The sequence below is a fragment of the Bradyrhizobium oligotrophicum genome (assembly GCF_051168495.1).
Classification (GTDB): domain Bacteria; phylum Pseudomonadota; class Alphaproteobacteria; order Rhizobiales; family Xanthobacteraceae; genus Bradyrhizobium; species Bradyrhizobium oligotrophicum_A.
This window is the reverse complement of record NZ_JBNPVB010000027.1, coordinates 38,458-64,936: the sequence shown is the minus strand read 5'-3', so window position 1 is coordinate 64,936 and position 26,479 is coordinate 38,458. Positions and strand designations below refer to the sequence as shown.

Annotated in this window: 24 protein-coding genes, 1 tRNA gene and 1 pseudogene; 9 read left to right on the top strand and 17 right to left on the bottom strand. The window is 65.2% G+C overall.

All coding sequences use genetic code 11. The features are described 5' to 3' along the window. The first annotated feature begins 198 nt into the window (after positions 1-198). Positions 199-1,650, top strand: coding sequence for a type II and III secretion system protein family protein (locus ACQR1B_RS33015; RefSeq protein WP_434836990.1), 1,452 nt, complete (start codon positions 199-201; stop codon positions 1,648-1,650). A gap of 27 nt (positions 1,651-1,677) precedes the next feature. On the opposite strand, the gene fliP is transcribed toward ACQR1B_RS33015, so the two are convergent. From fliP to ACQR1B_RS32995, 4 genes and pseudogenes are all read right to left on the bottom strand, one after another. Then, positions 1,678-2,577, bottom strand: a complete 900-nt coding sequence (gene fliP / locus ACQR1B_RS33010) for a flagellar type III secretion system pore protein FliP (protein WP_434837049.1) — start codon at positions 2,575-2,577, stop codon at positions 1,678-1,680. 174 nt (positions 2,578-2,751) lie between these two features. Beyond that, a pseudogene (locus ACQR1B_RS33005) lies at positions 2,752-3,682 on the bottom strand (3-keto-5-aminohexanoate cleavage protein). Between the two features lie 31 nt (positions 3,683-3,713). Further along, positions 3,714-4,460, bottom strand: coding sequence for a GntR family transcriptional regulator (locus tag ACQR1B_RS33000; protein ID WP_434836991.1), 747 nt, complete (start codon positions 4,458-4,460; stop codon positions 3,714-3,716). A gap of 23 nt (positions 4,461-4,483) precedes the next feature. After that, positions 4,484-4,840 carry a hypothetical protein gene (locus ACQR1B_RS32995; protein ID WP_434836992.1) on the bottom strand — a complete coding sequence of 119 codons (357 nt, stop codon included), beginning with the start codon at positions 4,838-4,840 and terminating at the stop codon, positions 4,484-4,486. Between the two features lie 15 nt (positions 4,841-4,855). Here ACQR1B_RS32995 and ACQR1B_RS32990 point away from each other — a divergent pair, with 15 nt between their 5' ends. From ACQR1B_RS32990 to ACQR1B_RS32975, 4 genes are all read left to right on the top strand, one after another. Continuing rightward, on the top strand, positions 4,856-5,437 hold the full coding sequence (locus ACQR1B_RS32990) for a fumarylacetoacetate hydrolase family protein (protein WP_434836993.1): 582 nt from the start codon (positions 4,856-4,858) through the stop codon (positions 5,435-5,437). Positions 5,438-5,506: 69 nt separating this feature from the next. Beyond that, a complete protein-coding gene (locus ACQR1B_RS32985; protein ID WP_434836994.1) occupies positions 5,507-6,373 on the top strand; it encodes a VOC family protein in 867 nt (288 codons plus the stop codon). 78 nt (positions 6,374-6,451) lie between these two features. Continuing rightward, entirely contained in the window at positions 6,452-8,029 is a 1,578-nt protein-coding gene (locus ACQR1B_RS32980) for a bifunctional 3-(3-hydroxy-phenyl)propionate/3-hydroxycinnamic acid hydroxylase (protein ID WP_434836995.1), read from the top strand. A gap of 21 nt (positions 8,030-8,050) precedes the next feature. Then, positions 8,051-9,208, top strand: coding sequence for an MFS transporter (locus ACQR1B_RS32975; RefSeq protein WP_434836996.1), 1,158 nt, complete (start codon positions 8,051-8,053; stop codon positions 9,206-9,208). 83 nt (positions 9,209-9,291) lie between these two features. On the opposite strand, the gene ACQR1B_RS32970 is transcribed toward ACQR1B_RS32975, so the two are convergent. Next, positions 9,292-9,368, bottom strand: a tRNA-Arg gene (locus ACQR1B_RS32970). A 119-nt stretch (positions 9,369-9,487) separates the two neighbouring features. Then, the gene (locus ACQR1B_RS32965) at positions 9,488-9,757 is read right to left on the bottom strand and encodes a hypothetical protein (protein ID WP_434836997.1); all 270 of its coding nucleotides are present in this window, start codon (positions 9,755-9,757) and stop codon (positions 9,488-9,490) included. Between the two features lie 214 nt (positions 9,758-9,971). On the opposite strand from ACQR1B_RS32965, the gene ACQR1B_RS32960 reads away from it, so the two are divergent. Then, complete coding sequence (locus ACQR1B_RS32960; protein ID WP_434836998.1) at positions 9,972-10,415, top strand: hypothetical protein; 444 nt, start codon at positions 9,972-9,974, stop codon at positions 10,413-10,415. 198 nt (positions 10,416-10,613) lie between these two features. Here ACQR1B_RS32960 and ACQR1B_RS32955 read toward each other — a convergent pair whose 3' ends face one another. Continuing rightward, the gene (locus ACQR1B_RS32955; RefSeq protein ID WP_434836999.1) at positions 10,614-10,910 is read right to left on the bottom strand and encodes a histone; all 297 of its coding nucleotides are present in this window, start codon (positions 10,908-10,910) and stop codon (positions 10,614-10,616) included. A 70-nt stretch (positions 10,911-10,980) separates the two neighbouring features. Further along, entirely contained in the window at positions 10,981-12,426 is a 1,446-nt protein-coding gene (locus tag ACQR1B_RS32950) for a cryptochrome/photolyase family protein (RefSeq protein ID WP_434837000.1), read from the bottom strand. Positions 12,427-12,550: 124 nt separating this feature from the next. On the opposite strand from ACQR1B_RS32950, the gene ACQR1B_RS32945 reads away from it, so the two are divergent. Continuing rightward, positions 12,551-14,254: a Cache 3/Cache 2 fusion domain-containing protein gene (locus ACQR1B_RS32945; RefSeq protein WP_434837001.1), complete on the top strand. Its 1,704-nt coding sequence runs from the start codon at positions 12,551-12,553 to the stop codon at positions 14,252-14,254. Positions 14,255-14,264: 10 nt separating this feature from the next. Here ACQR1B_RS32945 and ACQR1B_RS32940 read toward each other — a convergent pair whose 3' ends face one another. From ACQR1B_RS32940 to ACQR1B_RS32900, 9 genes are all read right to left on the bottom strand, one after another. Next, positions 14,265-15,569, bottom strand: a complete 1,305-nt coding sequence (locus ACQR1B_RS32940; protein WP_434837002.1) for a TRAP transporter large permease — start codon at positions 15,567-15,569, stop codon at positions 14,265-14,267. A gap of 439 nt (positions 15,570-16,008) precedes the next feature. Next, complete coding sequence (locus ACQR1B_RS32935; RefSeq protein ID WP_434837050.1) at positions 16,009-16,608, bottom strand: TRAP transporter small permease subunit; 600 nt, start codon at positions 16,606-16,608, stop codon at positions 16,009-16,011. Positions 16,609-16,612: 4 nt separating this feature from the next. After that, positions 16,613-17,614, bottom strand: a complete 1,002-nt coding sequence (locus tag ACQR1B_RS32930; protein ID WP_434837003.1) for a TRAP transporter substrate-binding protein — start codon at positions 17,612-17,614, stop codon at positions 16,613-16,615. A 296-nt stretch (positions 17,615-17,910) separates the two neighbouring features. Then, complete coding sequence (locus ACQR1B_RS32925) at positions 17,911-19,569, bottom strand: hydantoinase B/oxoprolinase family protein (protein WP_434837004.1); 1,659 nt, start codon at positions 19,567-19,569, stop codon at positions 17,911-17,913. 1 nt (position 19,570) lies between these two features. After that, on the bottom strand, positions 19,571-21,655 hold the full coding sequence (locus ACQR1B_RS32920; protein WP_434837005.1) for a hydantoinase/oxoprolinase family protein: 2,085 nt from the start codon (positions 21,653-21,655) through the stop codon (positions 19,571-19,573). Between the two features lie 661 nt (positions 21,656-22,316). Then, positions 22,317-22,490: a hypothetical protein gene (locus ACQR1B_RS32915; RefSeq protein ID WP_434837006.1), complete on the bottom strand. Its 174-nt coding sequence runs from the start codon at positions 22,488-22,490 to the stop codon at positions 22,317-22,319. 132 nt (positions 22,491-22,622) lie between these two features. Next, positions 22,623-23,075, bottom strand: coding sequence for a hypothetical protein (locus ACQR1B_RS32910; protein WP_434837007.1), 453 nt, complete (start codon positions 23,073-23,075; stop codon positions 22,623-22,625). Between the two features lie 13 nt (positions 23,076-23,088). After that, positions 23,089-23,391, bottom strand: a complete 303-nt coding sequence (locus tag ACQR1B_RS32905; RefSeq protein WP_434837008.1) for a hypothetical protein — start codon at positions 23,389-23,391, stop codon at positions 23,089-23,091. A 95-nt stretch (positions 23,392-23,486) separates the two neighbouring features. Next, positions 23,487-23,843 carry a DUF1428 domain-containing protein gene (locus ACQR1B_RS32900; protein ID WP_434837009.1) on the bottom strand — a complete coding sequence of 119 codons (357 nt, stop codon included), beginning with the start codon at positions 23,841-23,843 and terminating at the stop codon, positions 23,487-23,489. Positions 23,844-24,014: 171 nt separating this feature from the next. Between ACQR1B_RS32900 and ACQR1B_RS32895 the strand changes: the two genes are divergently transcribed. Together ACQR1B_RS32895 and ACQR1B_RS32890 are read left to right on the top strand one after the other, a co-directional pair. Next, positions 24,015-25,973 carry a DEAD/DEAH box helicase gene (locus tag ACQR1B_RS32895; protein WP_434837010.1) on the top strand — a complete coding sequence of 653 codons (1,959 nt, stop codon included), beginning with the start codon at positions 24,015-24,017 and terminating at the stop codon, positions 25,971-25,973. A 57-nt stretch (positions 25,974-26,030) separates the two neighbouring features. Continuing rightward, a complete protein-coding gene (locus ACQR1B_RS32890; protein ID WP_434837011.1) occupies positions 26,031-26,432 on the top strand; it encodes a DUF2177 family protein in 402 nt (133 codons plus the stop codon). The last annotated feature ends 47 nt before the right edge of the window (positions 26,433-26,479 follow it).

Below are 26,479 nucleotides of genomic sequence, written 5' to 3'. Positions count from 1 at the left end.
CCGGCAAAGTTGGCGATCGGGCGCGGCCATTCGCTTGGCAATGAGTGGCCGTGGTGTGGCGGCAGGCTTGCAGTTCGTTTCTGAGTCTCTCGCCAGCGTCATTTTTGTTTCGTTGGTTTCGCGGCCGCCCGGTGCGGGGCGCCCGCTCGTTCAAGCTGCAACTCGGTCCGACTGGGTCGAAAGCTTGAGAGGTACCCAATGTGCAACGTCGACAACACTCGGTTTCGAGCATCGTTCTCCCGCCTCATCGCGCCTATCGTGCTGCTCGCCATGTGTTGGATCCTGCTGCTGCCCGCGTCGGGCGCAAACTCGGGTCGCTCATCAAGGGCCGGCACCGCAGGTCATCAGACGTTGTCGATCAATATCGGAAAATCGGTCGTGATCGACCTGCCGCGTGACTTCAAGGATGTGCTGATCGCCGATCCCAAGATCGCCAATGCGGTCATTCGCACGACGCAGCGGGTCTACATCATCGGCAGTGCGGTGGGGGAGACCAACATCGTGTTCTTCGATCAGACCGGCGAGCCGATCGCAGGGTATGACGTCGCGGTCAAGCGCGACTTCAGCGGCATTCGAGCGACCCTCAAGCAAACGCTGCCGCAGGCCAGCATCCAGGTCGATAGTGCCGGCGACGGCGTGATCCTGACCGGAACGACGGCCACCGCGATGGAAGCCCAGCAGGCTCGCGACGTTGCCGCAACTCTCGTCGGCAGCGCCGACAAGGTGGTCAATTCCATCGTCGTGCGCGAGCGCGATCAGGTCATGTTGAAGGTGACGGTCGCGGAAGTGTCGCGCTCCATCATCAAGCAGCTCGGGGTGGATCTCAGTTCCACGATGAGCGCCGGGACGACCACCGTCAGCCTCACGAACTCGAACCCGTTCACGGCCTACGGTCAGAACCTCGTCGACGGCAACAGCGTCAGCGCCACGTTCGGGGGCACGACGGCGACCCTCAGAGCGATGGAGAGGGCCAACATCATGCGCACCCTGGCCGAGCCGACGCTGACGGCGATCTCGGGTGAGTCGGCGACCTTCATCTCTGGCGGCGAATTCCCGGTCCCGGCCGGCTATTCCTGCGATCCCTCGACGCATGTCTGCACGACCCAGATCAGTTTCAAGAAATTCGGGCTGTCGCTGAATTTCTCGCCCGTCGTTCTTTCGGAGGGCCGGATCAGCCTTCATCTGTTGACCGAGGTCTCCGAACTCTCCAATGAGCACTCGATCACGCTGTCTCAGGCGGTCAGCTCGACCACGACGAATTCGCTGACCGTTCCATCGATCAAGACACGCCGCGCCGAGAGCACCCTGGAGATTCCGTCGGGTGGTTCGATGGTGATCGCGGGCCTCATTCAGGATCAGACCAAGCGCGCCGTGAGTGGCTTGCCTGGGCTGACGCAACTGCCAGTGCTCGGCGCGCTGTTTCGCAGCCAGGATTTCGTCAACGACCAGACCGAGCTGATGGTGCTGGTGACGCCCTACATCGTGCGCGCCGTCGCGCCGAGGGAGTTGTCCCGACCGGACGATGGCTTCGTGAGTGCGAGCGACCCGCAAGCAAACCTGCTCGGCGCCATCAACCGTATCTATGGCGGGCCGGATCGAAAGGATTCCAAGCCCGCTCTCAACGGCAATTTCGGCTTCATCATCGATTGACGTGTTGCCTCGTCAGAGAAGAGCGGGTCAGCCGCCGTAACTTCGGACCAGACTGCCGGCGATGAGCGACCAGCCGTCCACGAGGACGAAGAAGATCAACTTGAACGGCAGCGATATGCCGGTCGGTGGGAGCATCATCATGCCCATCGACATCAGGACCGATGCGACCACGAGATCGATGATCAGGAAGGGGAGAAACAACAGGAAGCCGATCTCGAAAGCGCGCGTCAATTCGGAGATCATGAATGCGGGAACCAGCACTCGCAGCGAGAGATCGTCGGGCCTCGCCGGAGAGGGGGCGCCGGACAGGTCCAGGAACATCCTGAGCTCCTTTTCGTGGACGTTCTTCTGCATGAAGCCGCGCAGTGGGTCGGCCGCTCGTTGAAGCGCATCTTCCAGTGCGATCTGATCATCGATGAACGGTCGGATGCCGTCGTCATAGGACCGCTGCAGCACGGGGGCCATGACGAAGCCGGTGAGAAACACAGCCAGCGCAATCATCACCATGTTTGGCGGTGCGGTCGCCGTGCCCATTGCTGTCCGCAGCAGCGATAGAACGACGGCGATCCGGGTGAACGACGTCATCATGATCAGCACCGACGGTGCGACCGATAGCACTGTCAGAAGCGCGATCAGCTGAATCGCGCGTTCGGTCATGCCGCCGTTGCCGGGACCCAACGTCAACCGGATGTCCTGAGCAGCCGCTGGTCCCATCGATCCGCCTAGCCAAATCAAGGCACCAATCAAGACCGCGGTAGCCAGGACAAAGGCAAATAGCGGGCTGGTCGGAGTGACTCTCGCGGTCGTTGCCGCAAGCGAATTTCGAGCATGCGACCGCGAGACATCAGTGAGCGGGCAGGGGCGAGCACCGGACTGCTCGGGGAGATTACGTTCGAGATTGCCGGGATCGGGCGCCGCATGGGACATTTGGCCGAAAATCTCTCCTGGACCAACGACGCCCATCGGTAGCACGGCCGTCGTCGCCGACTGGCAAGCAACAGATTGCGAGATGCAAACATACATCTCCATTTGTGTCCGGGTGGCTGGCTCGAGGATGCGGACAGATATCGGACCGGCCGGTACGGAAAGCCGTTTGGCTGCTCAGAAATTGACCTGGTGCCCGCCCTTGAGAGCAAGCCGCCCGAGCCTCGTCCGGAGTGGCAACGTCGAAGCTCAGCTCCGACAGGAGCCTCCGGATCTTCGCCACCTGATCGGCATTCGACTTGGCGAGCTCCCCGGGGCCGAGATTGAGACTGTCCTCGAGGCCGACGCGGACGTTGCCGCCGATCAGCGCATTGTGCACGCACATCGGCATCTGGTGCCGGCCGGCTGCGAGCACCGACCATTCGAAGTCATCGCCGAACAACCGCTGCGCCGTGCGCACCATCAGCAGAAGATTGTCGACCTCGGCGCCGACGCCGCCGAGAATGCCGAGGATGAACTGCAGGAACAGCGGTCCCTCGTACAGCTTCTGGTCGAGCATGTAGGCGAGGTTGTAGATGTGGCCGAGGTCGTAGCACTCGAACTCGAAGCGCACACCGTGACCTTGGCCGAGCCGCTTCATGATGGCTTCGATGTTGTGGAACGAGTTTTCGAAATAGGAGCTCTTGCCGCCTTCCAGGAACGGCCTCTCCCAATCGAAGCGATAGTCGTTGATGCGGCGGGCGCCGGCGAACAGCCCGTTGTTGATGCTGCCCATGTTCAGCGACGTCATCTCGGGGCTGGCGCGCTCCGCCGCAGCGAGCCGCTGGTCGAGACTCATGCCCGGGCCGCCGCCGGTCGTGATGTTGAGCACCGCATCGGTCTGCTGCTTGATGCGCGGCAGGAACTGCATGAAGACGTCCGGGTCGCCGGTCGGCCGGCCGTCCTTCGGATCGCGCGCATGCAGATGAATGATCGAGGCACCGGCCTCGGCCGCCGCCACCGACTCCTTCACGATCTCGTCCGGTGTGATCGGCAGATACGGCGACATCGACGGGGTGTGCAACGATCCGGTGATCGCGCAGGTGATGATCACGCTCTTGCGTGCCATGAGATCCTCCTTCAGGACGGGCAAACAGTGATTATGAGGCCGGCTTGGAGGCGGGCTTGCCGGTCTTGATTGCGGCGCTGCGACCTGAACCGGGACGTGCCGGTGCAACGCGTGGCACGTCGCTGAACGGCGCGTCGGAGGCGAGCAGGATGTCTGCGGTGCGCTGCAAGTGAGCCGCCAATGCCGCGCTGGCGCGCTCGGCATCGCGGGCGAGGGTGAGATCGAAAATCTCCTGATGCTCGTCGTCGACGTTGCGCGTGATCCGCGTATACGGCAGCAGCATGCGGCGATAGCGCTCCGCTTGCAGGAACAGCTGGTCGCGCAATCGCAGCCACCAGACGCTGTCGCAGGCCGCAATGAGTTCGTCGTGGAAACGCGAATGCAGTCGCGTCCAGTCGGGATTGAACGTCTCGGAGCTCACCAGGTGCGGCGTGCGCGACAGTTGATGCCAGGTGTCGAGCAGGCGTCCTTCCCATTCCAGATTGCCGCGCAGGATCGAGGAACGCAGGCATCTCGTCTCGATATCGATGCGGACCTGCGTGAGGTCGATGAGATCGCTCGCCGAGATCGGTGCGACCGAAAAGCCGCGCTGCGGCTCTGCCACCACCAGCCGATCCGAGGTCAGCCGCGACAGGGCCTCGCGGACGGCGCTCAGGCTGACTTCGAATCGCCCGGCGAGCTGGTCGATCGGCAGCTTGGAGCCGGGCGCGTGAACGCCGTCGAGCAATTCGCGCTTCAGGTCCTCGTAGGTTTGGGTGGTGCGGCTTGCTGATACCATCTGGATTCTCCTTGCGACGACACCTACCAGTAAAAATCGATCATAGCAATAAAATCGATTTTACTTGCGAAGTCGATTCCGTTGCCGTAGGCTTCACCAAAAGGGAGGACGAGATGCGATTTCGCGCGATTGAAGCCGACGGACATGAAGGGCTGGCAGGCAGCCGCGACGGCCGGACGTGGCGGGTGCTCTTTCAGGGGGACGCGGGCTTTCCCGGCCTGCCGGACGACTTCATCCGGAAGGGCGCTGAAGGGATCGAGGCGGCAGCAGCCGCGCTCGACCAGGGCGCTGCGGTGCCAGATGTCGAGCGCCTCACGTGCCTCCCGCCATTCCGCCGCGCCGGAAAGATCCTCTGCGTCGGCCTGAACTTCGCCGCCCATGTCAAGGAATCCGGCATGGCGACACCGGACTATCCGACGGTGTTCGCGCGGTTCAACACGGGTCTCGTCGGTCACGGCCGGCCGCTGATCCGTCCGCGCTCCTCCGATCAGTTCGACTACGAGTCGGAGTTGGCCTTCATCATCGGCCGCCGCGCCCGGCATGTCGGTGAGGAGGCTGCGCTCGACCGCGTCGCGGGCTATTCGATCTTCAATGATGGCTCGATCCGGGATGTCCAGCTCAGGACCCCGCAATGGACCGTCGGCAAGAATTTCGACGGGACGGGCGGTTTCGGACCCGATTTCGTCACGGCGGACGAATTGCCGCCGGGGTGCGAAGGGCTTCGCATGCAGGGCCGCCACAACGGCGCCGTCGTGCAGGACACGTCGCTGTCGGACATGATCTTCGGCGTGAAGCGGCTGGTCGCTATTCTCTCGGCGACGATGACGCTCGAGCCCGGCGACGTCATCGCAACCGGAACGCCCTCGGGGGTCGGACTGAGTTTCAAGCCACCGCGCTTCCTGAAGCCCGGTGATACGTTCGAAATCGAGATCGAGAAGATCGGAGTGTTGCGCAATCCGGTGATCGCGGACGCCTGACCGCGGCAGCGAGCGGCACAACCATAACAAACATCTCCAGGGAGGACACGTTGAGTTATGATTCAGCAGATGGGGCATGTGGTCATCTCGTCGCCCGATCCTCTGGCGGCGGCGAACGACCTTCAGGAAACGGTCGGCCTGCGCATCACCGAGCAGGACGGCGAGGCGGTCTATCTCTCCAGCAACGACCGTCATCACGAGGTGACCTACGTGCCCGGCAGCGGCAAGGCCGTTGTGCTCGGCCTCGAGGCCGTCTCCGCAGAGGCGGTGGACGACGTCTATCACCGGGCCAAGTCCGACGGCCTGGAGATCCTCTCCGACAAGCCGTTCGGCAAGCACTATGCGCGCGCCGTGACCATCGTCGCGCCCGGCGGCGCCGTGTTCGAGATCCATACGCCGATCGCGCGCAGCCAGGCGGCTCGCTACAACGGTGTCGGCGTGCGGCCACGCCGCATCGAGCACATCAACGCGTTCTCACCCGATACCGGTGCGTTCGGCGCCTTCTGCGAAAATACGCTCGGCATGAAGCTGTCCGATCGAACTGCCGACGATGGCTTCCGCTGGTATCGTGCCGCTGACGGCTATCACCACACCATCGCCATGGGGCCGGGGCCGAGCGCACTGCATCACTACGCCTTCGACCACCATTGCCTGGAAGACCTTTCGCGGATCGCCGACAATCTGTCGCTCAGGGATCGCGCGCTGGTGTGGGGGCCGGGACGCCACGGCGCGGGCAGCAACATCTTCACCTACTACGCCGATCCGCACGGTTGTCTGGTCGAGAACTCGATCGAGTTGGCGCGCATCGATTGCGACGCCACCTACGAGCCGCGGAGCTGGGACATCACTGAAGGCCTCAACGGGCGCTGGATCAACCTGTGGGGCACGCCGCCGACGCAGGGCTTCCTCGTGCCGGGCATTCAATTCGGCCGTTGAGCGCGCCAAGGTTCTCGCATCGAGCAAGGCTCTCGCAAGAAGAGCCGCGTGAGCCTGACAGAATGAGGAGGAGCCCAGATGCAGTCGTTCGACGTCGTCATTATCGGCTTTGGGCCGACCGGGAAGCTGCTGGCTCGCCAGCTCAGTGATTTCGGACACAGCGTCGCCATCGTCGAGCGCTGGCCGGCGGCCTATCCGTTGCCACGGGCCATCGGTTATGACCACGAAATCAGGCGGATGTTTCATGCGCTCGGTCTCGGGCCCGCGGTCGACGCGATCTCGCGGCCGATGCACCATTATGTCCAGTACAACGCGGACTGGAAGGTCCTGATCGAGTTCGACGAGAGCAGGCCGTCGATCTCGGGCGGCCGCAACGGCTATCTGTTCAATCAGCCGGAACTGGAGCGCATCCTCGAGCGTGACCTCGAAGGGCGTCCCGGCGTCACGCCGTTTCTCAGTCACGAGGCGCTTGGCGTGACGGACGCGCCGGCAGGCGTCGAGGTTCGCGTCGCGCCGTTCGACACGACGGCCCGTCGCCCCGACCTTGCCCGTACCGAGACGCTTGCTGCGCGCTATGTCGTCGGATGCGACGGTGCCAACAGCCTCGTCCGCAAGGCGATCGGCTCGGAGCAGATCGACCATGGCTTCGACGCGCAATGGCTCGTCGTCGACGTCTTGCCGCACGATCTTTCCAATCTGCCGGTTCCCGATGCGGCGCAATGGTGCAATCCGGAGCGGCCCACCACCATCGTGCCGAGCGGCGTCTCCAACCGGCGCTGGGAGTTCATGATCAAGCCCGGCGAGTGCGCCGACGACTTTGCCTGCGCGGAAATGGCGTGGCGCTTGTTGTCACCGTGGATGAAGCCTGGCGAAGGCACGCTGGTGCGCCACGCCGTCTATCGCTTCCGTTCACTGCTGGCCTGTGGCTGGCGTCGAGGGCGGCTGCTGATTGCCGGCGACGCTGCGCATTTGATGCCGCCGTTCATGGGGCAGGGCATGTGCTCCGGGCTGCGCGACGCCTGGAATCTCGGTTGGAAGCTCGACCGCGTGCTCACCGGCGCGTCCCCGGACCGGCTGCTGGATGACTACGAGGCGGAGCGTGGACCTCATGTCGACAGCATCATCAAGCTCTCGATGGAGATGGGCAAGGTCGTCTGCGTGCCCGATGCCGAGGCTGCGAAGGCCCGCGACGACGCCTTCTTCAGCAGGCAGCTTCCGCCACCGCCGGTCTTTCCTGCATTGGCTGGAGGGCTCGTTGCGGACGTCCCAGCCGCGGGCCCGCTGCTGCCGCATGATGAGCTGGAACGTGAGGGCCGGTCCGACCGGCTGGACACGTTGACCGGGCGCAGCTTCTCACTGCTCATCGAAACCGATGCACTGGATGAGCTGAGTGCGCGATCGCGCGCGCTGATCGAGGCGCTCGACATCGCCGTCGTGCCGATCGGGCTCCGCGGCTATCGCGATCTCGACGGGCGTCTTGGCGAATTCCTGGCTGCACATCGGATCCGCGCCGTGATCGCGCGGCCCGACTTCTACGCTTTCGGTGGCGTCCGAAGTCCAGGCGAGATCGAGCGGCTGCTGCGCGACCTTTCTGAGAGGCTGGCGGCTGGGACGTCGACCAGATGCCACGATGAACCGGCGCAGGTGCGAACCTAGGAAATCGAATGGGAGGTGAACATGTCGCTGGTCAACTCGTGGAGTTCGAAGCTGTCTCTCGTGACGGGGCACATGGCTGGAATGATCGACCAGCCGGCGCTGCCGATCTGGGTCGGCACCCTGATCGCGTCCTATGCGTTCGCTCCGGCCCAGGCCGGTGGGCTGGCGACGCTGTTTCTTCTGGGCGTCGTGATCTCGAGCGTGGTGCTGTCGCCGTTCTTTCATCGCCTTCCCGGCCGCTGGGTGCCGTCGCTCGGCTTCGGTGTCAGTGCGCTGTCGTTCTGCGCCATGACCTGGGTCAACGACTTCGTTTCGTTCGCGATCGGCCATTTGGTCGCCGGCTTCGCGACGGGGCTTGCGCTCTCGTTCATCCACGGCACCATGGGCCGAACAGCAAACCCGCACCGCATCTTTGCCATGGGCGGCGTCGGGCTCGGTGTTTTCGCCGTGTTCTTCCTGGGCGGAGCGCCGGCGTTGATCGCCGAATTCGGGCCGCCGACGATCTTTCGGATCTTCGCGTTCATCATGGCCATCGCCTGCATGGTGACCGCGCTGCTCTTCCCGTCGGTGTCGGCCAATGAGGACGTGGTCAAGGACAGCGCCGGGTTCTCGCGGCCAGTGTGGCTTTGCATGATCGGCATCATGGCAATGGCGCTGGTGCAGGCCATGATCTTCTCGTTTCTGGAGCGGATGGGCGCCGAGCGAGGTCTCTCGGTCGGACAGATCCAGGGCGTGTTCGTCGTCATGGGTTTGTTGGCGATGCTGCCCACGCTGCTGGCCGCGCTGTTGGAGAAGCGCCTCTCACCGATCACGGTCGGCATCGCCGGCGCGCTGGCCCAGGGCCTCATCGCGCTGCTGATCTCGTGCACGACCGGCTTCTGGCCCTATGCGGCCGTGATCGGTTTCCCCTTCGTGATGCTGTTCACCCACACCTTCATCTTCGGCCATCTGGCGCGGATCGAGCCGACCGGCCGGGCGGTTGCCGCGACTCCGGCCATGGTCATGTCGGGCTCGGCCGTCGCACCGCTGCTCGGAGGCGTGCTGGTACAGGTGCTCGGCTATCCCGCGCTCGGGATCACGGCCGTCGTGCTCGACCTCGCTGCCCTCGCGTTCTTTGCCACATCCCGCAAGCCGCTTCCGCAGGCCGCAGCGATCATGCCGTCGGGCGTGGCGAATTGACCCTGTGATGCGGACCAGCCCGGCTGGTGCGCATCCGTGCCATTGACCTGAAATCGGGATGGGCAACGGCGGTGAGGACGGCCTGGCGCGCTCGGAGAGATTCGAACTCCCGACCCTCGGAATCGAAATCCGATGCTCTATCCAGCTGAGCTACGAGCGCGTGGTGACGGACGCGGGCGTCCGTACGAATCCGGATACCAGACTTGGACCGGCAAGGCCAGCCTCCGCAGGCGCGTCACCCGTCCACTCCATGCGAATCCCGGATGGACGGCGGCGGCGTCAGAAGCAGGGATGCCGGCGCCGGTCCTGGCCGATATAGGCGGCCGAGCTCTGGTAACAGTGGTTGGTCGCGGGGCCGTCATAGAACGCAAAGGTGCCGGGAAGCGGGCCGGGGCCGTAATTGTGCAGGAAGCTGATCGCGTACGGCAGGCCGTGGTGGTGGCGGTGATGCCGATGGTGGCTGCGCGCCTCCGACGCCGCCGGAACCAGGGCTGACGCGGCCACGATCAAGGCAGCAGCTGATGATGCGAGTGATGCGAGCTTGCTCATGTCATTTCTCCGGAAACCGCGCCAAGGCAGTCCATTGGGCCGACAATCTAACGCCGACGGGTCGCAAAGGGTGCGCGAAAGCGGCCGTCGCGTCAAAATTTTGGCCTTTTCCGCATGCTTAACGAATCCGTGACAAGGTTCCGGCACATGCCGCCGGGCTGAAGGGCCTTGCCGCGCCTCCGCCCAGATGAGATCGGGTTCCCCAGTCCGACCGATGAGCCGCCTGATCCCATGCGTCGTGCTCTCCCTGGTTGCCGCGGCGCCGGCGCGGGCGGATCTGCACATCACGCGCGATCATGGCGGCTACATCGAAGACTACAAGGCCAGGTACCGGCATATCCGGGATACGCGGCAGCGGGTGATCATCGACGGCATCTGCAACTCGGCCTGCACGCTGGTGTTCGGCATCGTGCCGATCAACAAGATCTGCGTCACTCCAAAGGCCAGCCTCGGCTTTCACCAGGCCTATTACGACAAGGCCTTCACCTTCGGCATCAAGGTCACCAGCTTCGAAGGCACATCCGAGCTGATGTCGTACTACCCGGACACGGTGAAGGATTGGATCCGGCGCAATGGCGGGCTCACCACCGAGATGAAGCGGATCAAGAACGGCATCGATCTCTGGAAGATCGTCGATCCCTGTCCCGATTCCTGGTGAGCGGAGCGTCGCGCTCGTCCCATCTTTCCCGCATGCGGCTCTCCCGCATTGCGGCGACAAGCCCCGGCCTTCGTCGCGGTTGCGAACGAGCAACGAAACAATCCAGCGCCAGATCGTCCCCACTACCGGGCACTGGATTGTTTCGCCGAGACCGTCAGCGACAGTGATTTTCTGCCTTGGGCCTCGAACCAGGCAGGTTCAGCGCTTGGCCTTCTTCGTCTTCTTGGCCGTTTTCTTTGCGGCCTTCTTCGCTGTCTTCTTGGCCGTCTTCTTCGCTGCCTTCTTCACGGTCTTCTTGGCCGACTTCTTGGTTGCAACCTTCTTGGCCTTGGCGGCAGCCCGCCGGGGCGGAGCCTTCTTGGCGGCGGCCTTCTTCGAGGTCTTCTTCGAAGCCCGCTTCGCCTTCGGCGCCGCGGCGGTCGTGGGATCGGTCGCGGCCTCGGGCGGCGTGCCCGGTGCGGCGATCGTCGGGTCGGTCAGTGTGGTGTCGTCCATATCGGTCCCCCGATGTGTTGGAAACACTGCAACGATAGCTGGATTCTCTCTGCTGTCAAAGCGAGCGCAACTAATCACTTGTGCGCAAGCTCGCATAGGCGGCCAGCGCGCGCTCGCGGCCGTGCTTGTGATCGACGATCGGCTCGGGATAGGAGCGGCCGAGCGTGACGCCGGCCTCGGCGAGTTCGAGCGGCTTGGCCGTCCAGGGCTGATGGATCAGCGCGGCCGGCAGCCGGGCAAGTTCGGGAACCCAGCGCCGCACATAGCTCCCGTCCGGATCGAACTTCTCGCCCTGCAGCACGGGATTGAAGACGCGGAAATAGGGGGCGGCATCGGCCCCAGAGCCTGCAACCCATTGCCAGCTCGCCGGATTGCTGCCGGCATCGGCATCGACCAGCGTGTCCCAGAACCATTGCTCACCCTGACGCCAGTCGATCAGGAGGTGCTTCACCAGCAGCGAGGCGGCCACCATGCGGACGCGGTTGTGCATGCTCCCGGTGTGCCACAGCTCGCGCATCCCGGCGTCGACGATCGGATAGCCGGTCCGTCCGCGCTGCCAGGCCGACAGCGCCGCATCGTCCTGCGTCCATGGGAACGCGTCGAAGGACGGCTGCAGGTTGCGGGTGGCGAGGTCGGGATTGTGATAAAGCAGGTGGCGGCAGAACTCGCGCCAGCCGAGTTCGCTCAGGAACTTGTCGATGCCCTTCGCCAGAGCGGGGCGTTCCTCGGCGGCGAAGCGTGCGGCGTGCCAGATCTGGCGCGGGCTGATTTCGCCGAATCGTAAATGCGGCGACAGCCGAGACGTGGCGTCGATGTCGGGGCGGTCGCGCTCGGCGGCGTAGCTCTGGACGGTGGTCGCGAGAAAGCGCTTCAGACGCTGCTGCGCGGTGCGCTCGCCGGCCTGCCAGGTCGCGCGCATGCCGCCCGCCCAATCGGGCCTGGTCGGTTCCAGCGCCAGCTCATCGATGGTGAGGCTTGCGATGCCGGCCACCGGCGGCAGCCTGACCGGCACGGGCAGTGGCTTCGGCGGATCCCCGAGGGCGAGCACGCGCTTCCAGAACGGGGTGAACACGCGCGGTCCGCGTCCATCCTTGCCACGCATGCCGGCGGGATCGATCAGCAGGTCGTCGGGGAACACGCGTGACGTCACGCCGATCTCGCCGAGCGCCGCCTCGACATCGGCCGCCACGGTGCGCGGTCCGGCCTGTGCGACATCGTTCCAGTACACCGCGCTGGCCCTGGTGTCGCGCGCCAGCTCGCCGAGCACCTTGGCCGCGGGGCCACGGCGGATCACGAGCTCGGCGCCGAGCTTATGTAGTTCGGCCTGGAGTGCACGCAACGATTGCGCGAGCCACCAGCGCGTTGCAGCGCCGAGCGAACGCAACGCAGGGCTTTCCTGATCGTAGACGTAACTACAAACAATCTGAGCGCCCGACGTTGCTGCTGTATACAACGCGGGGTGGTCCGATAGTCGCAGGCTCTCGCGGAACCATACTATGATAGGGGAAGACGACATTATTAGGTATCTTATTGCCGTTCTTGAAGAGACTTCCGGTATTCTACGCCCCGGAAAATAACGGGTTTGAAACAAACTACGGGCACCGTGAGATTCAGTTGCATCTCCTGGAAGGTTTAATGACGTGCCCATCAAATTGAAGCTCGGCACCAAGGCGCTGATCGGCGCCGTTGTCGTGATTGCCCTGAATACCGCCCTCGTTGTCGGCGCAGCGTATTGGTCGCTGTCCTCTGATGTCGGAGAGCGCGCCAAGCGCGACATCGAAGGGAACTTGCGCACCTTTGCGTTGACGTTCACCGAGACGTTCAAGGATGCCAAGGTCAGCACGCAGAATGGCGTCGTGACCCGCATCGACATTCCGGCGATTCCCGAGATCAAGGATCACGCCATCGTCGACCGCGCGGTCTCCTATGTCGGCGGCAGCGCCACGCTGTTCGTGGTCGACGACGGCGGCCAGTTCGTGCGCCGCTCGACCAATGTGAAGAAGGAGAACGGCGACCGCGCTGTCGGCACGCAGCTCGCCCCCGATCATCCCGCACAGGCGCTGCTGCGCCGTGGCGAGGCCTACAAGGGCCCGGCCGTGCTGTTCGGCAAGCCGTTCATGACCGCCTATTTTCCCGTCACCAATTCGGCGGGCAAGGTGATCGGCATTCTCTATGTCGGTGTGCCCATGGCTGAGCTCGATGCGATGCTCTCGCAGGCAATGCAGACCATGATCGTTGCCGCCGTGATTGCCGCGCTGCTCGTGCTCGGACTGACCATGCTGGCCGTGCGGCGCATCACCAAGCCCTTGAGCGCCGTGACGGACGCGCTGACGGCGACCGCCGAGGGCCGCGACAACGTCGAGATCGGGTCCGACGACCGCGGCGACGAGATCGGCGAGATTGCGCGCAGCCTCATCGTGTTCCGCAGCGCCGCCAGCGAGCGGCGCCGGATGCGCGAGGAGCAGGCGGCCGCGGCCGCAGCTGGAGTCGAGCAGCGCAAGGCCGAGCTGCAGCGCTTCGTCGATTCGTTCCAGGCCAGCATCGGCGGCATCATCGAGAACGTGCTGAACTCGTCGAGCGAATTCGAGCGCGAGGCGCGGCAGCTCACCCAGGCTGCGCGCACCACCGCGGATCTGTCCGGACAGTCGGCCGGCGCCTCCGAAACCGCGTCCGAGCACGTCCGCACCGCGGCCGCCGCCTCGGACGAACTCTCCGGTTCCATCGCCGAGATCATTCGCCGCGTGCAGGAATCGACGGCCATCGCGGCCGAGGCGGTCAGCCAGGCCACCGCGACCGACCAGCGCATCAAGGAGCTGTCGGATGCAGGCAACCGCATCGGCGATGTCGTCAAGCTGATCACCTCGATCGCCGAGCAGACCAACCTGCTGGCGCTGAACGCGACCATCGAGGCCGCCCGTGCCGGCGACGCCGGCCGCGGCTTCGCGGTGGTCGCCCAGGAGGTCAAGACCTTGGCCGGCCAGACCGCCAAGGCCACCGAGGAGATCTCCAGCCAGATCGCCAACATGCAGACCGTGACCCAGGAATCGGTCGACGCCATCAAGGCGATCGGCGCGACCATCGAGCGCATCAACGGCATCGCCGCGTCGATCTCGTCGGCGGTCGAGCAGCAGCGCGCCGCCACCCAGAACATCACTCAGAGCGTCCGCTCGGCGGCCAGCGGCACCGCGGAGGTCGTCAGCAACATCCGCAGCGCGGCGCGCGGCGCAGGCGAGACCGGCGAAAGCTCCAACCGGATGTTCGCCTCGGCCCAGGTGCTGTCCGGCGAGAGCCTGCGGTTGAAGGCGGAGGTCCAGAAGTTCCTGGACAACATGCAGGCCGCCTGACACGCGCCGCTCACCCGTAGAGCAGCCGCGGCAGAATGGTCACGATGCCCGGGACGAGGGTGAGCAGCAGCACGAAGGCAGCCATGATGATGAGATAGGGGGCGGTCACGCGGGCGATATAGCCGAGACCGTCCTCCGTCAGTCCCTGGATCACGAACAGGTTGAAGCCGACCGGCGGCGTGATCTGGGCCATCTCGACGGCGAGCACCAGGAAGACTCCGAACCAGACCTCGTCGAAGCCGGCGCCCTTCACGATCGGCAGCACGATCGGCAGGGTCATCACGATCATCGAGAAGCCGTCGAGGAAGCAGCCGAGGATCAGGTAGAACACGATCAGGGCCACGATCAGCATGACCGGCGACAGGCCGAGGCCTTTCACGAAGGCGGCCACAGCCTGGGGGATGCCGAGGAAGGCCGCGGCATTGCCGAGGATCGACGCGCCGAGCACGATCAGCGCGATCATCGAGCAGGTGATGACCGAACCGATCATGACGTCGCGCACCACCTGTTGCGACATCGACCCCTGGACATAGGCGACCACCGCCGCGCCCAACACGCCGACGGCGGCGGCTTCGGACGGGGTGGCGAGGCCGCCATACATCGAGCCGAGCACGCAGGCGATCAGGAACAGGGCTGGGGCCAGATCCTTGAGCGCCGCGAAGCGCTCCGCCCACGGCACCAGCGACAGCTGCGCTTCGGCCTTCGGCACCATGGCGGGCTTCAGCGTCGTGTGCAGCATCACCCAGCCCATGAAGGTGCCGGCCAGCAGCATGCCCGGCAGCACGCCGGCGGTGAACAGTTTCAGGATCGAGACATCGCCGAGCACGCCGTAGATGATCATGATGTTCGACGGCGGGATCAGGAAGCCGAGCGTGCCGGCGCCGGCGAGCGAGCCGATCGCGATGTCGCGCGAGTAGCCGCGGCGCAACAGCTCGTTCAGCGACATCCGGCCGATCACCTGCGTCGTCGCGGCCGACGAGCCGGAGATGGCCGCGAAGATGGTGCAGCCGATGACGTTGACGTGGAGCAGGCGGCCCGGCAGCAGGCCAGCCCACGGCGCCAGGCCCTGGAACAGCGAGCGTGACAGGCGGGTGCGGAACAACAGCTCGCCCATCAGGATGAACAGCGGCAACGCCAGCAGCTCCTGCGTGGTCAGGATGTTCCAGGCATATTGCGGAAGCAGCTTGTCGAGCGGGATCGAGCGGAACATCGCCAGCAGCAGGGTGGCGGTCAGCGCAAGCGTGAGCCCGATCCACAGGCCACCGGCCAGCAGCGCGAACAGGATGACGAACAGGGCGACGACTTCGATGGTCATGGGGTGGGGGAGTCCGCGGTGAAGGGGGCGGGCGGGAGGGCGGAAGAGGGGCCGGGGTCGTGGGCCCCTAGGTGCGAAGCGGGCACGACGTTTGACGATCGAAGTTTTGAGCTCGCCTGCTTCCAAGGCGTCATGGCCGGGCCTGTCCCGGCCATCCACGTCGTCCGGCATCCTGAGAACGACGTGGATGCCCGGGACAAGCCCGGGCATGACGGAGTAACTAATCGGCAGATTTGCTCGAGGGGGTAGAGGTCTGCCCGCGCACACTTCCCGTGCGGCTGCCCCTCACCCCAACCCTCTCCCCGTAAGGACGGGGAGAGGGGGTGCACCGCTTGCGATGCGAGGGTTCGGTTATAACTATCAGGTCTTGGGCACGAACGACGTGCCTCGGCGGGCGCTGCCCGCCGACAAATGATCGTCGCGATATGAGCCCGCCCTGTCATTCGACCGGCGACGCCTTCATCCGATGATCTTCCAGCGGCAACCCCAGCGCGGCCTGGATGGCGCGGGCCAGGAATTGAAGGGTCAGGAGCAGCATGCCGAAGGTGACGACGGCCTGCGGGAACCACAGCGGCGTGTCGCTCGAGGTCGAGACCTGGCCGCGGATGAACGAGCCGAAGGCGAATTTGGTCATCGCCCAGGTCAGGAAGGCCATGAAAGCGAAGCCGGCCGCCGCGGCCAGCACTTCGAGCCCGCGCTGCACCGGCGCCGGCACGTTCTTGAGCAGCAGGACGACACGGATGTGGCCGCCGACCCGCAGCGTCATGGCCGCGCCGAAGGTGAACGACGCCGCCATCAGATAGGACGAGTATTCCCAGGCGATCGAGATGCTCGGCGGAAAGAACGGCAGCACGTTCGACAGCGCCCGTGTGGCCACCTCGGCCAGCATCAGGCAGGTCAGCGTCAGCAGACAGCCGCCACCGATCCAGCCGTCGAGACGGCCGAGACGGTCGATGACGTCGAGCAGCAGCCGCAGCGGCGCGGGCGCCGCTGCGTTGAGGCTCGGTGACGGGGAGGGATCGGTGCTTGCGACGGCCATGCTCTCAGCCACGCTTCATCTCCGCGAGATAGGCCCTGACCGGCTGCTCGGACGCCGGCACCTTTTTCAAGAAGGCTTCCAGCTGCGGTGCGGTCTTGGCGCGGATCTCGGTCATCATGGCCTCCGACACCGGCACCACTTCCATGCCGCCTTCCTTGAGCCGGCTGAGGCTGTCGGCGTCGGCCTTCAGCGAGTTGGCCCAGAAAGTGGGCTCCATCTTCGCGGCGATGTCGGCGACGGTCTTCTGCTGCTCCGCGCTCAAGGTCTTCCAGGAGTCGAGGTTGACGGCGAGCATCTGCGACGACCAGACGTGATTGGTCGGATAGATGTATTTCAGGAATTCCCAGAACTTGCCGTCGACGCCCGACACTGCGGAAGTGGAGACGCCGGCCACGGCGCCGGAGGCCAGCGCCGGGATGGTCTCGCCCCAGGGGATCATGACCGCAGCCATGCCGATGGCGTTGAGCATGTCGACCGCGTTCTTGTCGGGCACGCGGATCTTGATGTTCTTCAGCCCGGCGACGTCGGCGACCTTGGCCTTGAGGTGCAGATACTGCGTCGGCCACGGCACGATATAGAGGATCTTCTGGTTGTTGCGCGCGGCGATCTTCTCATATTCAGGCCGGACATATTTGTGCAGCACCTTGAGCTCGTCCATCGACCCGGCGAGAAAGGGAATGCTCTCGACGCCCATGAACGGCTCGTCGCCGACCTGCTGGATGTTGAGCACGTCCGCGAGCGGCACCAGGCCATCGCGCACGGCGCGGAGATGTTCGGGGCCCTTGAAGCCGAGCTGACCGCCGGCCTTGACGGTGATATTGACCGCGCCGCCGGTCTGCTTCTTCACTTCCTCGGCGAAGGCAAACGCGTTCTGGGTGTGGAAATTGCCGTCGGGCCAGACCGTCGACATGTCCCAGTTGGCCGTGGCGGCGCGGGCGCGGGTCGAGACTTGTGTTGCGGCGAGCAGGGTGGCTGCACCTGCAGTGAATGCGCGTCGCGTGATCATGGGTGTCTCCGGTTGATGGTGATGCAAGGATGGAGATGTTGGCGCTTCATCGTGAGGCCGATCGTGGTGTTAGTTGAGCCCAAGCTGTCGCAGTGCGGCCGGTGCGCTCCCTCTCCCCGTCCTTACGGGGAGAGGGTTGGGGTGAGGGGCTCTCTCCAAGAGCTCGGTGCATGGAGAGTCCCCCTCACCCGGATTGCATCTGCGATGCAATCCGGCCTCTCCCCGCAAGCGGGGAGAGGCGGCGACCGCCGCGCAATCTGGGTCCAATCGAGCATCTGCAATGTAGAAGGGCATCGTCAGCGCGCCTGTCCGTAGACCGCCGCTGCATTGTCCGCTGACACTAGCCCCGCCTCGACGTCGCTCCGCACGAGCTCCGCCGCGCGCTCGCGGGGATCGCCGATGCCGGCGCCGCCGGGTGTCAGCACGACGAGCCGGTCGTCCGGCGGCACCGTCTGAAAGCCTTTGCCCCGCAGCTTCTTTCCCGACTTAAGTCCGACATAGCCGGCCTCGCCATTGTGGCCGCCGTCGCGACCGCGCGGCGGATGATCGATGCGGTCGAAGGCGGCGAGGATGTCGAACGGGGCGTCGACGCCGCTGCCGACCTCGATGATCTGGCCGAGGCCGCCGCGGCTGCGGCCGGCGCCGCCGGAATCCGGGCGCAGCTCCTTGCGCCAGAAGATCAAGGGCGTCTGCGTCTCGGCGATTTCGACTGGAGTGCCGCGCACGCCGGAGGGGTAGGCGGTCGCCGACAGGCCGTCCTTGTCGAAGCGGGCGCCGGTGCCGCCGTTCGAGGTTACCGCCATCGAGAACCCGTAATTGCCGCCGGTGCCGGAGCGGGTCTGGCCGCGGACGTTGAGATTCCACAGGCAGGACGTGCCTTCGGCCGGCACGCGCTCCGGAATGATCTGCCTGAGACAGCCGAACACGACGTCGGGCAGCATCTGGCCGATGACATGACGCGAGGCGACCGGCGCAGGCTTCGGCGCATTGAGGATCGCGCCCGATGGCGCCGACACCGTCAGCGGCGACAGCGAGCCGGCATTGTTCGGAATCTGCGAGGCGACCACGCAGCCGAGTCCGAACACGGTGTAGGCCGTGGTGTAGGACAGCGGCACGTTGATGCCGAACTTCGAGGCCTGCGAGGTGCCGTCGAAATCGACATGGATGCCGTCGTCGCTGATCGTCAGCGCCGCCTTGAGGGTCACCGGCGCATCATAGCCGTCGACCACCATCTCGTTGCGCCAGGTGCCCTTCGGCAGCTTGGCGATCTCGGCCAGCACGGCCTCGCGCGAGCGGTCGCAGACGTAGTCGCCGAGCTCGTCGAGCGAGGCGATGCCGAACTCCCGCATCATCTCGACCAGCCGCTGGCAGCCGACATCGTTGCAGGCGGCGAGCGAGTAGGTGTCGCCCTCGGTGTCGACCGGCAGCCGCGTGTTGGCGCGGATCATGGCCATCAGCGTCTCGTTGACGACGCCCTGGTCGATCAGCTTCAGCATCGGGATGTACAGCCCCTCCATGAATACGTCGGTGCCATCGGGGCCGAAGCCGATGCCGCCGATGTCCATCAGATGGCTGGTGCAGGAGAACAGCGCGACCGGCTCGCCGTCCTTGAAGCAGGGCGTGGTGACGACGAAGTCGTTGAGATGGCCGGTGCCCATCCAGGGATCGTTGGTGATGTAGGCGTCGCCCGGCTTCATCGTTTCAATCGGAAACTGCGCGATGAAGTGCTTGACCGACTCGGCCATCGAGTTGACGTGGCCCGGCGTGCCGGTGACGGCCTGCGCCAGCATGCGTCCCTTCAGGTCGAACACGCCGGCGGAGAGATCGCCGCATTCGCGCACGATCGGGCTGAAGGCGGTGCGCAGCAAGACCTGCGCCTGCTCCTCGACCACGGCGATCAGCCGGTGCCACATGATCTGCAGGTCGATCAGGCTGGTCCCATTCTTCTCACTCATCTCAGGCGGCCTTCCGTTCCATGACGATGCTGCCGGCACCATCGATATGCGCATCGAAACTGTTGGAGATGAAGGTCGAGGTCTCGTCCTCGGCGATCACGGCGGGGCCCGCGATGACCGCGCCCGGCGCCATCTGCTCGCGGCGATAGAGCGGGATCTCGACGAAGTGCCCGGCGCGGCCGTCGAAGAATTTCCGATGGCCGGCGGCTGGCCCTGCGGGTTTGCGCGTCACCTCGGCCACGCCTGCGGGATTGCGCGGCTCGGTCGTGACCAGCACCGACCAGCTCAGCACCTCGATCGCGGCGCCCGGGATGGCGCGCTCGAACAGCGCGGCGTAGCCGGCCTCGAAGGTCGCGCGCAGCGTGGTGAGATCGTCCACGGTCAGCGGACGGTTCGGCAGCTCGACCGTGATCTCGTGACCCTGGCCGACATAACGCATGAAGGCGACGCGGCGTTCGCGCAACGGCGCTCCGGATGCGCCGTGCTCGACCAGCGCGCGGGCCTCGTCGGCCATCTCCTGCAGCAGGCCGGAGACCAGCGCCGTATCGAAGCCGTCGAGCCGGACATGGCGGCTGCGCACCAGCTCATAGGCGATGGGCGCGGCGAGAAAGCCGACCGCCGAGCCGACGCCGGCATTGGACGGCACGACCACGCGCGACACGCCGATCTTTTCCGCGACGCGCGCGGCATGCAGCGGCGCCGCGCCGCCGAACGCGATCAGCGTGTGCTGGCCGATCACGGCGCCGCGCTCGACCGCATGGACGCGCGCCGCGCTCGCCATGTTCTCGCACACCACTTCGTGCACCGCGTAGGCGGCAGTTTCCGCATTCAAGCCGAGCGGTGCACCGACGTCGCGGAGCAAGGCCTGTTTCGACAGCTCGGGATCGAGCCTGATGGTGCCGCCGGCGAACGCGTCGGGATCGATCATGCCGAGCGCGACATCGGAATCCGTCACGGCGGGCCGCTGGCCGCCGCGGCCATAGCAGGCAGGTCCCGGCTCGGAGGAGGCGCTCTCGGGACCGACGGTGACGCGCTTCATCGCATCGATGCGTGCGATCGAGCCGCCGCCGGCGCCGATCTCGACCATCTCGATGACGGGAATGCGCACCGGCAGGCCCGAGCCTTTCAGGAAGCGCGCAGCGCGGTCGACCTCGAACACGCGCGAGCTCTCCGGCTCGAAATTCTCGATGAGACAGATCTTGGCGGTGGTGCCGCCCATGTCGAACGACAGCACCTTGCGCTCACCGAGTCGTGCTGCGATCTGGCCGGCGAAGATCGCGCCGCCGGCGGGACCGGACTCGACGAGGCGCACCGGAAAGCGACGTGCGGTCGCGATCGAGGTCACGCCGCCACCCGATGTGACGAGATAGATCGCGCCGCGGAACTGCTCGATCCTGAGCGCCTGCTCCATGCGCGCGAGATAGCTGTCCATCAGCGGCTGCACATAGGCGTTGGCGACCGCGGTCGAGGTGCGCTCGTATTCCCGGATTTCGGGACAGACGGCGGAAGACAGCGTGATCGAGACATCCGGCATCTCCTCGGCCAGGATCTCGCCGGTGCGACGCTCATGCGCGGGATTGGCATAGGCGTGTAGGAACGCGACGGCGACGCTGGCGACATCGAGAGCGCGCAGTTGCGGCACGAGTGCGCGCACCGCCGCTTCATCGAGCGGCAGCCTGACCTCTCCATGAGCATCGACGCGCTCGGGCACGGTGAAGCGAAGGCTGCGCGGCACCAGCGGCTTCGGCTTGTCGATCGCAAGATCGTACTGGTCGTAACGGCTCTCAGTTCCAATATCGAGAACGTCACGGAAGCCTTCAGTGGCGATCAGTGCCGTCTTCGCGCCGCGGCGCTCGATGATGGCGTTGGTGGCGAGCGTGGTGCCGTGGATGAAGACGTCGATATCGGAAATGCGCGCTCTCGCATCGGCGAGGATGAGCCGCGTGCCGTCGAGCACGGCCTGCTCCGGCTGCGTCGGCGTGGTCAGCAGCTTGCGCGTCCTGCGCTGTGTGCCGATGTCGAGAACGATATCGGTGAACGTGCCGCCGATATCGACGGCCAGCCGGACTTCGGCTCCTTCAAGCATTCCATGTCTCCGCAAGCAACGAGTTGGTGTGCGAGTTCAGCAAGTCCCATGCCATGCCGCCAGCGGCGATGTGGAGTGCTGCTCTGCGCTGTGCGCGGTGCAGATTTGAGATCGTGCCGTGCTGAGCGCTCAACCTTGCTGGTCGACATACGACTGTTTGCTCGTGCAACGCTGATGCAATGTCGCGTAAAGGGCTACGGCGCCGACCACATCTTCCGTCGTCATCCCGGCGAACGCCGGGATCCATAACCGCCGAATGATGTGGGTATGCGAGATGGCGGGGCTTGTGCAAGCCAACTGCTTCCTGTGGATACGGGTCCCGGGTCGGCGCCCCGCCGCCGCTTGCGCGGCGTGGTGGCTTGCCCGGGACGACAGTTGTGAGTGGGTCGAGAGCGGAGCGCTTCAAAGACACGGGGTCGCAGTCTCGCGGCTCGATAGGCCCGAGTTACGTTACTTCGTTCACCCTCCCCAAACGAGAGGGTGCAGGGAATGCCGGGTGAAGGCCTCACCCATGGCCCGCCTGCGAAAAAAATGCAGGCGGCAGGTACCACAGGCAAAGCCGATCATCCGGCATTCCCTGCGCGGCAGTCTCACGCTTATACGCAGTCTCCCTGGCGCGCCGGGCGTGTTGGCCACCATTGCCCATGCCGTGCGAAGCACGTCACGGGCGTGATACCAGCATCGGGGTATCAGGACGCTGCGACTTCACGTCCGCAATCCTGCCGGTCGTCTGCGCATCATGCGCGTCCGACAGGACCACGGCCACCGCATCCCGCACCCGACGTTCGTGACGACGCGTACGTCCCTCTGCATGGGGCAGGACGACGCGGATCATACATGATTTCCGAAAAAAAGAAAGCGATTTGTGAGGTCAGGAACCGCTGGCGGTGGGATACTTTCCAAAAAAAGCTGTCAGGTCTCTTCCGATGTGAGCGACACCGAGACAGGAAGGTTGAGGGCCGGCGTGCTAGTCGCGTGCTGCCTCCATATAGTGGGTAAAATTGGCCGTCTTGTATTCCGCGGCGAGGAGGGCGCGATGCAAAGGGCCGTCTGTCGTCAAAATGAATACATCATCTTTTGCGACCTCCATAAGCGCGCAGTCGGCAAGCTGAAGCCTCGCAAATTCCGGCCTCCGGGAGGCCTGAATGCTGGGTATGCAGATTTCCTTGAGGTTGGCGATGACGTGGCGCAACACGTCGAACAGCGGCTGCGTCGGTCCGTGGGTCTGACCGAGAAGGTTGCTCACCTCGGTGAGTACATTGGGCAGGGTGACAGCTTGCTGGAAGTCTTCAAGAAACAGCTTCAATATTTCGAAATCATTGACGGTTCGACCGCCAAGGCACTTGTGCTTCGCGATATAGGAAGGGCTGGCCAGACCCACAATGAGCAACAGCAGGACGTTCGTATCAAGTGCGATCATGTGCCTTGGCACGTCAGTCCCCATCAGACGAGCGCCGTTTCATCGAGATTACTTCTCCCGTCTTGCCGTCAAGCGTGAGGACCCTGTAAGCTCGCTTGGCAGCCTGGAGGCCAGTGATCGTTGTCAGCGCGTTAGACGTGCTGGTGTTCCAGGGGCGAGAGAAGCCCAGCGTAATTCTCCACTGCCCGGCTTGTGAGTCGAATTCTATCTCATCGAGACCGATATTAGTCGGATGCTCATCAGCCAGAACATCAGAGAGCCAATTCTTTGCTCGACCGACGACCTGCTTAATGTCGCTTTCTGTGAGGCTGGACATCATTTTCTCCGAAGCAATAGAGCAAAGATGCCTCTCGGTCGTGGATTGCGCAAGTGCTGGTGGCAGCGTATCGCTGTGCCTCCAGAGCAGCTAGCTCACTTTCGCCCCATGACGTGGATCGGTTTGAAGCAGCCGAGGATCAGGCGTTTCGGATCGAACGGAATGTCGTCCGGCATCGCGAAGCGCTCGTCGTCCCGCATGCGGGCTTCGGCTGCGTCCAGCGTCGCCTTGTCGGGCCAAACCTGCCAGGAGAACACGATCTTCTCGCCCTCCTTCGCGGCGACGGCGCGCCGAAAATCGGTGGTCGTGCCGTCGGGGACGTTGTCCTCCCAGGACTCCACGATTTCGAGGCAGCCATAGTCCTTGAACAGCGCCGCGCCGCGTTCGGCCCACCTGCGGTAGGCCTCCATATTCTGTTCCGCTACCGGGATCACGAATCCTGCGACGTACATGGCTCAGGGCTCCCTGGGATCGTCCCTGGGAGACTAGCACGGGCCGGATCGCGCCGCGCTTCGGCGTGAGAGAAGGGCGCCGAGCCATGCCGCAGATTTGCGATCGTTCCCCTCGTGTTCCGGCGCGGCATGGCGTAAAGCAGCCGGAATCGAAACGAGGTTTTCCGTCCATTGTCATTCCCTGCCACAAGTCCGCCGCTCGCCCGCGCTCTCGCTGAGCGTAATTACGAGCAGCCGACGCCCGTTCAGCTTGCCGTCCTCGCCGACGACGCCGTCGATCGTGACCTCCTGGTGTCGGCCCAGACCGGCTCCGGCAAGACCGTGGCCTATGGGCTGGCGCTGGCGAAGGACCTGCTCGGCGAGGCCGAGCGGTTCGAGCGGGCCACCGCGCCGCTGGCGCTGATCGTGGCGCCGACGCGCGAACTCGCGCTGCAGGTCCAGCGCGAACTCGGCTGGCTCTATCAGCACGCGGGCGGGCGCGTCGTCTCCTGCGTCGGCGGCATGGATCCGCGCCGCGAGCAGCGCGAACTGGAGTCGGGCGCGCACATCGTCGTCGGTACCCCCGGGCGGCTGTGCGATCATCTGCGGCGCGGGCGTCTCGACGTCTCCGAACTGAAGGCGGTCGTGCTCGACGAGGCCGACGAGATGCTCAATCTCGGCTTTCGCGAGGACATGGAGTTCATCCTCGAGACCACGCCGGAGACGCGGCGGACCTTGCTGTTCTCGGCGACCTTTCCGCGCGGCATCGTCGCGCTGGCCAGGGAGTATCAGAACGACGCGTTCCGGATCGAGGTCGCCGGCGACGAAGGCGGCCATGCCGACATCGAGTACCGTGCCATCCGGATCGCACCCGGCGATGCCGAGCACGCAGTGGTCAACGTGCTGCGCTTCTACGAGTCGCCGAGCGCGATCGTGTTCTGCAACACGCGCGAGGCCGTGCGGCATCTGCAGGCGGCGCTGCTGGAGCGCGGATTTTCCGTGGTCGCGCTGTCAGGCGAATTGACCCAGAACGAGCGCACCCAGGCGCTGCAGTCGCTGCGCGACGGCCGCTCGCGCGTCTGCGTGGCGACCGACGTCGCCGCACGCGGCATCGATCTCGCCAAGCTCGATCTCGTCATCCATGCCGAGCTGCCGAACGATCCCGAGGTGATGCAGCATCGCTCCGGCCGCACCGGTCGGGCAGGGCGCAAGGGCGTCAGCGTGCTGCTGGTGCCGCCGGCCCGGCGGCGGCGTGCGGAGATGCTGCTGAGCCTGGCCGGCATCGAGGCCGAATGGGGCGCGGCGCCGCAGGCGGACGAGATCCGCAAGCTCGATCAGGAGCGCATGCTGCACGATGCCGTCTTCGCCGAGGAGACGACGCCGGAGGATCTGGCGCTCGCCCAGGCCCTGCTCGCGGAGCGCTCGCCCGAGGACATCGCCACGGCGCTGGCGCGGCTCTATCGTGCCCGGCTGCCATCGCCCGAGGACATTCTCGATCCCGGCCAGCAGGATCGCGGCCGGCCGCGCGAGGATCGCGGCCGCGACAGCGTCCGGCCCGCGCGGAGCGAGGAGCGCGCCCCGGCCACGCCGCGCACCAAGACGGGAAAGCCGTCGGCACGTCACGGCATGGGCGAGCCCAGCGTCTGGTTCCGGGCGGCGATCGGGCGCAAGAAGAATGCGGAAGCGCGCTGGCTGCTGCCGATGATCTGCCGCCGCGGCGGCATCGACAAGCACGACATCGGCGCCATCAAGATCCAGGACACCACGACCGAGTTCGAGATCGCCGAGCGCGTCGCCGACGCCTTCGCCGCCAACATCCGCCGTCCCGACAAGGAGGACAACATCCGCATCGAGCCGCTGTCGGGCGCGCCGTCGGCGTCGTCGCGAGCCGACAAGCGGCCGCCGCGGCGCGAGGCGGAGAAAACCGACTACCATCCGCTGCGGCGCGACGAGCCGCGCGAGAGAGGGGACGCCAAACCGCGCAGCAAGCCGCATCGCGACGGCGCGCCGACATCCGGCCATGAACCGGATTACGCCAAGAAAAAAAAGCATCGCGACAAGTCCAGCCACGCCGGACCGGCGTTTCGAGACAAGACCCCACGGGCGAAAGCGCCGGACGGACGCAAGGCCAAGACCAAGCGCCGCGGTTGACCTGCGTCCGCCTGACCGACCGGGGTCGACCCGCGCACCACGCAGGAGCCGCAACGCATGAGCCGATACGCCGTTCTCTATTTCGCGACGCTGGCGGTGCTGCTCGGCTTCGACATCCCGTATCTCGGCATCGTCGCCAAGGGCTTCTTCCAGTCGCAGGTCGGCGAGATGCTCGGCGACGTCCGCCCGGTGCCGGCGGTGCTGTTCTATCTCCTCTATGTCGTCGGCGTGCTGATCTTCGTCAGCGCGGCGGCCGACGCGACCTGGCGCTCGACCCTGCTGTACGGCGCGCTGTTCGGCCTGTTCTGCTACGCGACCTTCGAGCTGACCGCGCTCGCGATGCTCAAGCAGTGGACCTGGGCCGTGGTGGTCATGGACATCGGCTGGGGCGTGTTCGTCACCGCGGTGTCGGCCACGGCGGGCCTTCTGATTGCAGACTGGGCGACGCCGCGGGGGTGAGGCTCGCTGTGGTGGCATGATTGAGTGATCAGTGACGCGGTGGATCC

Bases quoted from the DNA above. Each gene is read 5' to 3' on its own strand.
- ACQR1B_RS32960 (WP_434836998.1), top strand. From the start codon at position 9,972: ATGAGCCGCCTGATCCCATGCGTCGTGCTCTCCCTGGTTGCCGCGGCG.
- ACQR1B_RS33015 (WP_434836990.1), top strand. From the start codon at position 199: ATGTGCAACGTCGACAACACTCGGTTTCGAGCATCGTTCTCCCGCCTC.
- ACQR1B_RS32990 (WP_434836993.1), top strand. From the start codon at position 4,856: ATGGCGACACCGGACTATCCGACGGTGTTCGCGCGGTTCAACACGGGT.
- ACQR1B_RS32935 (WP_434837050.1), bottom strand. From the start codon at position 16,608: ATGGCCGTCGCAAGCACCGATCCCTCCCCGTCACCGAGCCTCAACGCA.
- ACQR1B_RS32900 (WP_434837009.1), bottom strand. From the start codon at position 23,843: ATGTACGTCGCAGGATTCGTGATCCCGGTAGCGGAACAGAATATGGAG.
- ACQR1B_RS32925 (WP_434837004.1), bottom strand. From the start codon at position 19,569: ATGAGTGAGAAGAATGGGACCAGCCTGATCGACCTGCAGATCATGTGG.
- ACQR1B_RS32985 (WP_434836994.1), top strand. From the start codon at position 5,507: ATGGGGCATGTGGTCATCTCGTCGCCCGATCCTCTGGCGGCGGCGAAC.
- ACQR1B_RS32920 (WP_434837005.1), bottom strand. From the start codon at position 21,655: ATGCTTGAAGGAGCCGAAGTCCGGCTGGCCGTCGATATCGGCGGCACG.
- ACQR1B_RS32995 (WP_434836992.1), bottom strand. From the start codon at position 4,840: ATGGGCGGCGAAGTTCAGGCCGACGCAGAGGATCTTTCCGGCGCGGCG.
- ACQR1B_RS32955 (WP_434836999.1), bottom strand. From the start codon at position 10,910: ATGGACGACACCACACTGACCGACCCGACGATCGCCGCACCGGGCACG.
- ACQR1B_RS32940 (WP_434837002.1), bottom strand. From the start codon at position 15,569: ATGACCATCGAAGTCGTCGCCCTGTTCGTCATCCTGTTCGCGCTGCTG.
- fliP (WP_434837049.1), bottom strand. From the start codon at position 2,577: ATGTCCCATGCGGCGCCCGATCCCGGCAATCTCGAACGTAATCTCCCC.
- ACQR1B_RS32950 (WP_434837000.1), bottom strand. From the start codon at position 12,426: ATGTCGTCTTCCCCTATCATAGTATGGTTCCGCGAGAGCCTGCGACTA.
- ACQR1B_RS32930 (WP_434837003.1), bottom strand. From the start codon at position 17,614: ATGATCACGCGACGCGCATTCACTGCAGGTGCAGCCACCCTGCTCGCC.
- ACQR1B_RS32890 (WP_434837011.1), top strand. From the start codon at position 26,031: ATGAGCCGATACGCCGTTCTCTATTTCGCGACGCTGGCGGTGCTGCTC.
- ACQR1B_RS32975 (WP_434836996.1), top strand. From the start codon at position 8,051: ATGTCGCTGGTCAACTCGTGGAGTTCGAAGCTGTCTCTCGTGACGGGG.
- ACQR1B_RS32910 (WP_434837007.1), bottom strand. From the start codon at position 23,075: ATGATCGCACTTGATACGAACGTCCTGCTGTTGCTCATTGTGGGTCTG.
- ACQR1B_RS32905 (WP_434837008.1), bottom strand. From the start codon at position 23,391: ATGTCCAGCCTCACAGAAAGCGACATTAAGCAGGTCGTCGGTCGAGCA.
- ACQR1B_RS32915 (WP_434837006.1), bottom strand. From the start codon at position 22,490: ATGATCCGCGTCGTCCTGCCCCATGCAGAGGGACGTACGCGTCGTCAC.
- ACQR1B_RS33000 (WP_434836991.1), bottom strand. From the start codon at position 4,460: ATGGTATCAGCAAGCCGCACCACCCAAACCTACGAGGACCTGAAGCGC.
- ACQR1B_RS32980 (WP_434836995.1), top strand. From the start codon at position 6,452: ATGCAGTCGTTCGACGTCGTCATTATCGGCTTTGGGCCGACCGGGAAG.
- ACQR1B_RS32965 (WP_434836997.1), bottom strand. From the start codon at position 9,757: ATGAGCAAGCTCGCATCACTCGCATCATCAGCTGCTGCCTTGATCGTG.